The sequence below is a fragment of the Geomonas ferrireducens genome, assembly GCF_004917065.1.
Taxonomy (GTDB): Bacteria; Desulfobacterota; Desulfuromonadia; order Geobacterales; family Geobacteraceae; genus Geomonas; species Geomonas ferrireducens.
The window spans coordinates 172,901-182,500 of record NZ_SSYA01000001.1 but is presented as its reverse complement, the minus strand read 5'-3'; the positions used below and the strand labels follow the sequence as shown (position 1 = coordinate 182,500).

4 protein-coding genes and 2 rRNA genes (1 of these 6 running past the window's edge) are annotated in these 9,600 nt (G+C 55.7%); all 6 read left to right on the top strand.

Going from position 1 to position 9,600, the window contains the following annotated elements:
- A 23S ribosomal RNA gene (locus E8L22_RS00820) occupies positions 1–2,820 on the top strand (it extends 138 nt beyond the left edge of the window).
- 553 nt (positions 2,821–3,373) lie between these two features.
- Positions 3,374–3,490, top strand: a 5S ribosomal RNA gene (rrf, locus tag E8L22_RS00815).
- A 159-nt stretch (positions 3,491–3,649) separates the two neighbouring features.
- Positions 3,650–5,341 carry a methyl-accepting chemotaxis protein gene (locus E8L22_RS00810; protein WP_136523404.1) on the top strand — a complete coding sequence of 564 codons (1,692 nt, stop codon included), beginning with the start codon at positions 3,650–3,652 and terminating at the stop codon, positions 5,339–5,341.
- Positions 5,342–5,565: 224 nt separating this feature from the next.
- Positions 5,566–7,203, top strand: a complete 1,638-nt coding sequence (locus E8L22_RS00805; RefSeq protein ID WP_136523403.1) for a DUF3943 domain-containing protein — start codon at positions 5,566–5,568, stop codon at positions 7,201–7,203.
- A 52-nt stretch (positions 7,204–7,255) separates the two neighbouring features.
- Positions 7,256–8,062, top strand: coding sequence for a M48 family metallopeptidase (locus E8L22_RS00800; protein ID WP_136523402.1), 807 nt, complete (start codon positions 7,256–7,258; stop codon positions 8,060–8,062).
- An 81-nt stretch (positions 8,063–8,143) separates the two neighbouring features.
- On the top strand, positions 8,144–9,595 hold the full coding sequence (locus E8L22_RS00795) for an aminoacyl-histidine dipeptidase (protein WP_136523401.1): 1,452 nt from the start codon (positions 8,144–8,146) through the stop codon (positions 9,593–9,595).
- The last annotated feature ends 5 nt before the right edge of the window (positions 9,596–9,600 follow it).

Genomic DNA, 9,600 nt, shown 5'->3' with positions numbered 1-9,600 from the left:
TAATGCTCCAGTAACGCATGGTGAATACATAGCCATGCGTGGCGAACGAGGGGAACTGAAACATCTAAGTACCCTCAGGAAAAGAAAACAATAGTGATTCCGTCAGTAGCGGCGAGCGAAAGCGGAACAGCCCAAACCTGTACCATTTCGATGGCACAGGGGTTGTGGGGCCCCGACATGGGATTGATGAAGGATAGGCGAACGGTTTGGAAAGGCCGGCCATAGTGGGTGATAGCCCCGTATCCGAAATCTTGATTCACCCTAGGGTGTCCCCGAGTACTGCGAGGCACGTGAAACCTCGTGGGAATCCGGGAGGACCATCTCCCAAGGCTAAATACTACTCTCTGACCGATAGTGCACTAGTACCGTGAGGGAAAGGTGAAAAGTACTCCAATGAGGAGGGTGAAATAGAACCTGAAACCGTATGCCTACAAGCAGTGGGAGCACTATGGAGCAATCCAGTGTGACCGCGTGCCTTTTGCATAATGAGTCAGCGAGTTACCCTCAGCAGCGAGGTTAAGTTCATGGAACGGAGCCGTAGCGAAAGCGAGTCTTAATAGGGCGAATTAGTTGCTGGGGGTAGACCCGAAACCGGGTGATCTATCCATGTCCAGGGTGAAAGGAAGGTAACACTTCGTGGAGGCCCGAACCCACTGGCGTTGAAAAGCCAGGGGATGAGGTGTGGATAGGAGTGAAAGGCTAATCAAACTCGGAGATAGCTGGTTCTCCCCGAAATATATTTAGGTATAGCCTCACAAAGTAAGTAGCGGGGGTAGAGCACTGGATGGGCTAGGGGCCTCACCAGGTTACCAAACCTAACCAAACTCCGAATACCGCTAACTGTTATTGTGGGAGTCAGACTGCGGGTGATAAGATCCGTAGTCGAAAGGGAAACAGCCCAGACCGTCAGCTAAGGTCCCAAAATCTACGCTAAGTGGAAAACGATGTGGAAATGCCCAGACAACCAGGAGGTTGGCTTAGAAGCAGCCACCCTTTAAAGAAAGCGTAATAGCTCACTGGTCGAGTGGGTCTGCGCGGAAAATGTAACGGGGCTAAGCGTAGTACCGAAGCTACGGATTTGATCCTTAAGGATCAAGTGGTAGGGGAGCATTGTGTAAGCCTGTGAAGGTCGACCGTGAGGACGGCTGGAGGTATCACAAGAGATTATGCTGACATGAGTAGCGAAAAACAAGGTGAGAAACCTTGTCACCGAAAACCCAAGGTTTCCTACGTAAAGGTAATCTGCGTAGGGTTAGTCGGTCCCTAAGGCGAGGCCGAAAGGCGTAGTTGATGGGAAACGGGTTAATATTCCCGTACCACCTGTTGTTGCGATGGGGGGACGGAGTAGGGTAGGCGATCCAGGCGCTGGTTGTCCTGGTTTAAGGTTGTAGGCGGGAAAAGGAGGCAAATCCCTTCTTCCATTCAACGCTGAGAACTGATGACGAGGGGGTATCCCCGTAAAGTCGTTGATCCCATGCTTCCAAGAAAAGCCTCTAAGCTTCAGACAGCAGGTGACCGTACCGTAAACCGACTCAGGTGGGTGAGGATAAATGTCCTAAGGTGCTTGAGAGAACACTGGTTAAGGAACTCGGCAAAATGATACCGTAACTTCGGGAGAAGGTATGCCCTTGAGAGTGTAGCGATTCGCACGTGAAGCTTTCGAGGGTCGCAGAGAAATGGCGGTAGCGACTGTTTACTAAAAACATAGGACTCTGCAAAGTCGCAAGACGACGTATAGGGTCTGACGCCTGCCCGGTGCCGGAAGGTTAAGGGGATTTGTTAGCCGCAAGGTGAAGCTTTGAACCGAAGCCCCGGTAAACGGCGGCCGTAACTATAACGGTCCTAAGGTAGCGAAATTCCTTGTCGGGTAAGTTCCGACCTGCACGAATGGCGTAACGATTTCCGCGCTGTCTCAACCAGTGGCTCAGCGAAATTGAATTCTCGGTGAAGATGCCGAGTACCCGCAGAAAGACGGAAAGACCCCGTGCACCTTTACTACAGTTTGACAGTGACATTCGAATAAGCTTGTGTAGGATAGGTGGGAGACTTTGAAGCTGGGACGCTAGTCTCGGTGGAGTCATCCTTGAAATACCACCCTGGTTTGTTTGGATGTCTAACCCAGGCCCGTCATCCGGGTCGGGGACACTGTCTGATGGGTAGTTTGACTGGGGCGGTCGCCTCCCAAAGAGTAACGGAGGCGCGCGAAGGTTCCCTCAGGCTGATTGGAAACCAGCCGTAGAGTGTAAAGGCATAAGGGAGCTTGACTGCGAGACCAACAAGTCGAGCAGGTACGAAAGTAGGTCTTAGTGATCCGGCGGTTCTGTATGGAAGGGCCGTCGCTCAACGGATAAAAGGTACGCCGGGGATAACAGGCTGATCTCCCCCAAGAGTTCACATCGACGGGGAGGTTTGGCACCTCGATGTCGGCTCATCGCATCCTGGGGCTGAAGTAGGTCCCAAGGGTTTGGCTGTTCGCCAATTAAAGCGGTACGCGAGCTGGGTTTAAAACGTCGTGAGACAGTTTGGTCCCTATCTTCTGTGGGCGTAGGATACTTGAGAAGAGTTGACCTTAGTACGAGAGGACCGGGTTGAACGTACCTCTGGTGTTCCAGTTGTTCCGCCAGGAGCAGTCGCTGGGTAGCTATGTACGGAAAGGATAACCGCTGAAAGCATCTAAGCGGGAAGCCTCCTTCAAGATTAGGTATCCCTGGGAGCAATCCCCTAAAGGCCCGTTGTAGACCACAACGTTGATAGGCCGGGTGTGTAAGTGCAGTAATGCATTCAGCTTACCGGTACTAATCGGCCGTGAGGCTTGACCATAAAAAATTACTAGAGAGGGGGGTGGTTCTCCACCCCCCGATCATAAACTGCTTATGCTGCAACCTACATTCATGATGATGCGATTGTTTAGCTGTCAGACTAGTCTGACCAGTCCGACTGGTCCGACGTCCGACAACAGAGAGTTTCGCGCTAGCGCGTAAGAGTTTCTCTGTGGCAATGCCGAGNCCAGGAGCAGTCGCTGGGTAGCTATGTACGGAAAGGATAACCGCTGAAAGCATCTAAGCGGGAAGCCTCCTTCAAGATTAGGTATCCCTGGGAGCAATCCCCTAAAGGCCCGTTGTAGACCACAACGTTGATAGGCCGGGTGTGTAAGTGCAGCAATGCATTCAGCTTACCGGTACTAATCGGCCGTGAGGCTTGACCATAAAAAATTCTTAGAGAGGGGGGTGGTCCTCCACCCCCCGATCATAAACTGCTTATGCTGCAACCTACATTCATGATGATGCGATTGTTTAGCTGTCAGACTAGTCTGACCAGTCCGACTGGTCCGACGTCCGACAACAGAGAGTTTCGCGCTAGCGCGTAAGAGTTTCTCTGTGGCAATGCCGAGAGGGTCACACCCGTTCCCATCCCGAACACGGAAGTTAAGCCTCTCAGGGCCGATGGTACTGCACTGGTAACGGTGTGGGAGAGTAGGTCGCCGCAGGGAATTTAATAGAGAAGCCCCACCGGATTACCGGTGGGGCTTTTCGCGTTTATGCATTCGTAAATCCTGCAGGGTTGTCGCCTGGGGAGATCTACCTATTAGATTGACACTTCAACATTTTTAATGTACTAATTGGCATATTTATATGCAATTGGGGCATTTATGTTTTTCCGCAAATATCTTTCCTCACTACGCAGCACCTACATATTCATGGTTTGCTTTGGTCTCCTTATGGGGGCCGTCTTTCCTTTCTACTCCTGGATTTTTTTCGGCACCAAGGCATTCTCCCCCCTGTACGCCTTCGGTTGCCTGGCCGCTGGATTCATCGTCGGCACCTTCTGTTATCACATCATCAAAGAAGCCTTGCGGCTTTACGTCGAGCAACAACTCAAAAACCTGGTCAAAATTACCGGAGAGGTTTCCGTCGGTGAGGCTACCGGGAACGGTGACGAACTGCACCGGCTTATCGAGTGCAACGACGCTCTGATGAACCGCGTCCTAGTCATGGTCGAAAACGTCACGAGACTCGCTGCCGACATCTCCGGACGGCATGACCGGCTCACCGCAGATTTCACCAAGACGGTCGAGGACAACGAAAAACAGGCGGCAAGGGAGAAGGAGACCCTTGGGGCCATCGACGACATGAACGCCTTTTTCCGCGACCTTCTCCATGAGATCGAAGACATTGCCTCGCGTACCGACGAGCGCGCCTCAATCTCAGCTGAAATGAGCGCTGCGACCGATGCCATCGCCCTGAGCATCCAGGAATACTCCGCTTCAGTGATGGAGACTTCCGCTTCCATCGAGGAAATGGCCGCCAGCATAAAAGGTACGTCGACCAACATTGAGGCGCTGAGCAACTCCACCGAACAGACCTACAACTCCATTCTCGCCATAGGCAACTCGATCGTCGACATCCGCGACAAGGCCAAGAGGACATCTGATTGTTCCGACAAGGTGCGGGTGCAGGCGGCGGACGGTATGGACGCTATGACAGCCACCATAGCCGCCATGACTGAAATCGAAGAGTATAGCGACCACTCAGTGGAGGCGATCAATCGGCTATCCCAACACTCACTGCGTGTCGGGGAGTTCCTTGACGTAATCAAGGAGGTCGTATCTCAGACGAACCTGCTCTCTCTCAATGCCTCGATCATTGCCGCTCAGGCCGGCGAACGGGGCAAGGCTTTCGCTGTGGTTGCCGAGGAAGTGCGCGCCCTCGCCAAACGGACCTCCGCCTCGACTGATGAGATCGAGGAACTGGTCGGCAACATCCAGAAGGAAACCGCTGCGGCCGAGACGGCCGCCAGACTTGGCAAGGACAAAGTAGCCGAAGGGGTAAGGGTTTCGGAAAAAGCCGACGAGGCACTGCACAGGATCGAGGACAGTGCCGCGGAGGCCTCACGTATGGTTCAGCAGATCGCTGCAGCAACCAACGAGCAGGCGTCGGGGAGCCGGCTCATCACCGATGAAGCGGAAAAAAACCTCTCACGAGTCAAACAGTTCAGCCGTGCCATTCAGGAGGAAGAGGCCGGGGCCCAACTCATCGTTCGCAGCCTCGAGCGGATGCGTAGCCTCTCAGAGAAAATCACCCGTTCCACCGACGAGCAGGTGCGCGGCAACAGGATGTACATGAAGAGTGTCCAGGAGGACAACGACAAGGTCAAACGACTGAAAGAGACCTGCATGGAACAGATCGCCATCGGCGATGTGCTCAGAAAAGACGTCACTGAAGTCGATCGTCTGATCCAAGGAACTGCCGAAGAGGCGAAGAAGATGCTGGAAGAGATCGAGGCGATCAACGGCCTGATAGGAGCCGTGCACCGCGAGATGGAGACTTTCCGCAAGTTGTAGCTCTTCTACCCGTTTTGTTCTCTAAGCCCCGCCGGTTGTACCTGCGGGGCTTTTTTGTGTCTCAGCCGGGGGGAGAGCTTTCTTGACAAAGCAGACTACCTGTGTAGATTGTCATATGTTAATTTTACCGACATTTTATGCCGAAACATCATCGCAGGCTGTCGCTTCATGCTGTCTATCCTGCAGTGGCTGGTTCCTTGATCTTCCAGATGACAGGGGGCGGAATGAAGAGTTTTTACGATTTTCCGGCATCTTCGTCAATCGCCGTGGTGTTTTTGGCAGTGTCGCTTTTTACTACAGGGATAGCTCACGCTGACGAAGCGATGTTGCCCGGTCGTGCAGCTCAAGTCCCCCGTACATCCGACGTCTCGCTGACGGCAGACAGCGGCGCCGCCACGTCCTTTTTTACGTGGAGAACGGCAGAGCGTCTTCATCCACTTTTCCAAGTAGCAAAAGCCGATGTCGATCGTCACCAAACCGATGCCGTAGATTTGAGACCGGTTCTTTCCTGGGAGACCGGCGAAGGAAAAAGCTATCTTATCCCAGCACTCGAGATACCTGGCTTCATAATCGCCCTCAACGCCTTCGACAGAACCTTTCTCAACAACGATAGAACGGAAGAGGGAAGGAAAACTTACTCAACCAATCCTTCTTCGTTCTGGCGCCAGCTGACGCACCAGGACTGGACCTTCGATCAGGACACCTTCCAGGTCAACCAGTTCGGCCACCCTTACGAAGGTGCGACCATGTACGGGCTTGCCCGTTCGTCCGGTCTGAATTTCTGGCAATCACTTGTCTACAGCAACGCCGGAAGCTTTCTCTGGGAAATGGCTGGCGAGAATTCCAGGCCGTCCGTAAACGACCTCATCACCACCGGAAATGCGGGTAGCCTTCTGGGCGAGGCCCTTTTTCGCATGGCCGAACTCGTGCTTGAGGAGGGTGGGAGCAGTCCGCCTTTCGGCTACGAATTGGCCGCGGCCGCGATTTCTCCGCCGACAGCCTTTAACCGGGCGGCTTTCGGCAAGCGCTTTGATGTAATCTTCCCGAATCACAAACCGGCGACGCTTTGGATGTTCAGGGCCGGGGCTAGTGTCGACACGCACTCGAATAACATCAGTGCCAAGGTCGCAGAGCGCTCCCGCGAGGGAATAGGCATCCTCGAGTTTTCCATGAGCTACGGGCTTCCTGGCAAACCCGGCTACACCTATCACCGTCCCTTTGATTACTTCAACTTTGAAGTCTCCGCCAGGCCCACATCCAACAACCTGGTCGATACCCTGACCGTGCACGGCCTCCTGAAAGGAAAACGGTACGGACTGGGAGACAATTACCGGGGCATCTGGGGACTTTACGGGAGTTATGACTACATCTCCCCGTACCTCTTCCGTGTCTCGAGTACCGCACTCTCCCTGGGAACGACGGGGCAGTTGTGGTTGGGGCGCGAGGTAGCCCTGCAGGGCTCGATATTGGGCGGCGTTGGTTTCGGAGCCACGGGACTGGAGACCGACGTGGTCGAGGAACGCGGTTATCACTTTGGAGCGACGCCGCAAATGTATATCGGCCTGAGGGGACTCTTTGGGGAGAGGGCGATGCTGGACGTGACAGGAAGAGGGTATTACGTCAGCAGCTTAGGGCCTGATCATGACGGCTCGGAGTCTGTTTTCAGGGGGCACGCGCTTTTCACTTTGAGAGTTTATGGAAACCATGCCCTCGGCATACAATATTCCGAGTCGATACGCCAGACGAACTATGCTAATATAAGCAGCAAATCGCGCTCTGAAGGGACTATAAGTCTTGTGTATAGCTTCGTGAGTGACAGAACGTACGGTGCTGTTGAGTGGCGGGATTCACCGGAACAGTAAGTGCAGCTGCTGAATTGTCAGTGTTGTCATAAAAAGAAAGAGAGGTGTGTTGATGAAATACTTGAAGAGGCTTTTGTTGCCCGTCCTGGTCAGCCTTTCCATCATTTCCGGCTGCGCCGTCAACAAGTCATCGGTAGGGGGCTTCAACCTCATCTCCGTCTCGGAAGAGCAGCAACTCGGGGACAAGTTTGCCGTGGAAGTGGAAAAGCAGCACAAGGTCATAAGAGACCCGGAGGTGCAAGCTTACATCGATGGTGTCGGCAAAAGGCTCCTGACTGGGGTGCGCAAGCAGGACTTCCCCTTCACCTTTCAGGTGGTGCAGGACGAGAGCGTCAACGCCTTCGCCATCCCGGGGGGGCACACCTACGTGAACACCGGACTCATCAAGGCCGCATCCAGCGAAACCGAGCTCGCCGCAGTCATGGCCCACGAAATGAACCATGTCGTGGCCCGGCACTCGACGAGGCAGATGACCCAGCAGTACGGCTACAGCCTCATCGTCAGCCTCCTCCTTGGGGGGCAAAGCGGGGAGCTTTCGAAGCTTGCGGCCGACCTTTTCGGCAAGGCGGGCGGGATGTATTACAGCAGGGAGATGGAGAGCCAGGCCGACTACCTGGGCGTCGAGACCATGTACAAGGCTGGGTACAACCCGGAGGGGATGGTGAGCTTTTTCAAGAAGCTCGACGCGGCGGAGGAACGGCAACCGAGCACGATCGCCAGGTATTTCTCATCCCACCCGGAGACCATCGACCGCATCAAGGACATCCAGAAGGAAATCGCCCAACTGCCGCTGAAGAGCTGGCCCCCCGAGTCCAACTCGCAGTTCAACCGCATAAAGGCGAAGGTGCAAAAGCTCTGAACGGTGCGTGGATAGTGACAAAGTGATAATACCATCCCCTGCGGCAGCGCCGCAGGGGCATCTTTATTTATGGGAGCAGTCATGACGGAAGCGATACGAGGTCTTGAACCCCAGATATTCTGGCGCTGTTTTGCGGCTCTTGCCGCCATTCCCAGGCCCTCCGGGCACGAGGAGAGACTCGCTGACTACATCCTGAAGCGTGCCGGTGAACTCGGGCTGGAAGGGGCGAAGGATGATTGCGGCAACGTCGTGGTACGGCTGCCGGCCACGCCTGGAAGGGAGGGTGTCCCTTCGGTCTGCCTGCAGTCCCACCTGGACATGGTTTGCGAGAAGAACGCGGACAAGGTGCACGACTTCATGAGCGATCCTATCGAGCTGGTGCGCCGGGGGGATGTGCTGACCGCGAACGGTACCACGCTCGGAGCCGACAACGGTATCGGTGTGGCCACCTCGCTGGCCATCATGGAAGGGGGAAGCGGCGAGCACGGACCGCTCGAGCTCCTCTTCACCGTTGAGGAGGAGACCGGCCTCAGAGGGGCGAAGCACCTGAGCCCGGCCCTGGTCCGAAGCAGGACGCTGCTGAACCTGGACTCTGAGGAGGAAGGGGCCCTCTACATCGGATGCGCCGGCGGCAAGGACACCGTAGGGCGCTGGCGCCTTGCGACCGAAGCCGCGCCGGACGAGGCGGTGGCGCTCCGCCTTTCGGTGAAAGGGCTGAAGGGGGGGCACTCGGGGCTTGAGATAGACAAGGGTCTCGGCAACGCCATCAAGCTCCTGAACCGGGCGCTGCTTAGGATGGCTGAACTCGGTGCGCGCCTGGCCGCCATCGACGGCGGCAACATGAGAAACGCGATCCCGCGCGAGTGCGCCGCCGTCCTGTACCTGCCGTCCGAGCAACAGGGGAGGGGCGAGGAACTGGTGGCGAAGCTCGAGGAGACCTTCAAGGCGGAGTTGGCCGGAGTGGATCCGGGCGTGCGGCTCACCATCGCACGGGAGGTTGCGCCGCCCAAACAAGTGCTGGAAGGGGACCTGCAGCTGCGCGTCATGCGAGCCATCGCGGCGCTTCCCAGTGGCGTCCAGCGCATGAGCAGCGACATTCCGGGGCTGGTGGAAACCTCCACCAACGTCTCGGTAGTCAGCACCACCGGCGATGCGGTTGTTCTCATAACGAGCCAGCGAAGCTCCAGCGCGTCGCGCCTTGCCGAGATCGTGGAGACGGTCGAAGCGACTCTGCGGCTTTCCGGCGCCGAGCTCGAGGTGAGCGAAGGGTACCCCGGGTGGCAGCCCAATATGGACTCGCATGTCCTGAAGGTCGCCAAAGGGTGCTACCGGCACCTATACGGCAGGGATGCCGAGGTGAAGGCGGTGCACGCCGGGCTTGAGTGCGGCATCATCGGTGAGCGCATCCCGGGGATCGACATGATCTCTTTTGGCCCCAACATGGAAAAGGTGCACTCCCCGGACGAGCGGGTCTACATCGAAAGCGTGGGCAACTACTGGAAGTTTCTGCTCGAGGTGCTGAAGACGGTTTAGCGGCA

Coding starts and splice junctions, on each gene's coding strand:
- E8L22_RS00800 (WP_136523402.1), top strand. CDS start 7,256: ATGAAATACTTGAAGAGGCTTTTGTTGCCCGTCCTGGTCAGCCTTTCC.
- E8L22_RS00795 (WP_136523401.1), top strand. CDS start 8,144: ATGACGGAAGCGATACGAGGTCTTGAACCCCAGATATTCTGGCGCTGT.
- E8L22_RS00805 (WP_136523403.1), top strand. CDS start 5,566: ATGAAGAGTTTTTACGATTTTCCGGCATCTTCGTCAATCGCCGTGGTG.
- E8L22_RS00810 (WP_136523404.1), top strand. CDS start 3,650: ATGTTTTTCCGCAAATATCTTTCCTCACTACGCAGCACCTACATATTC.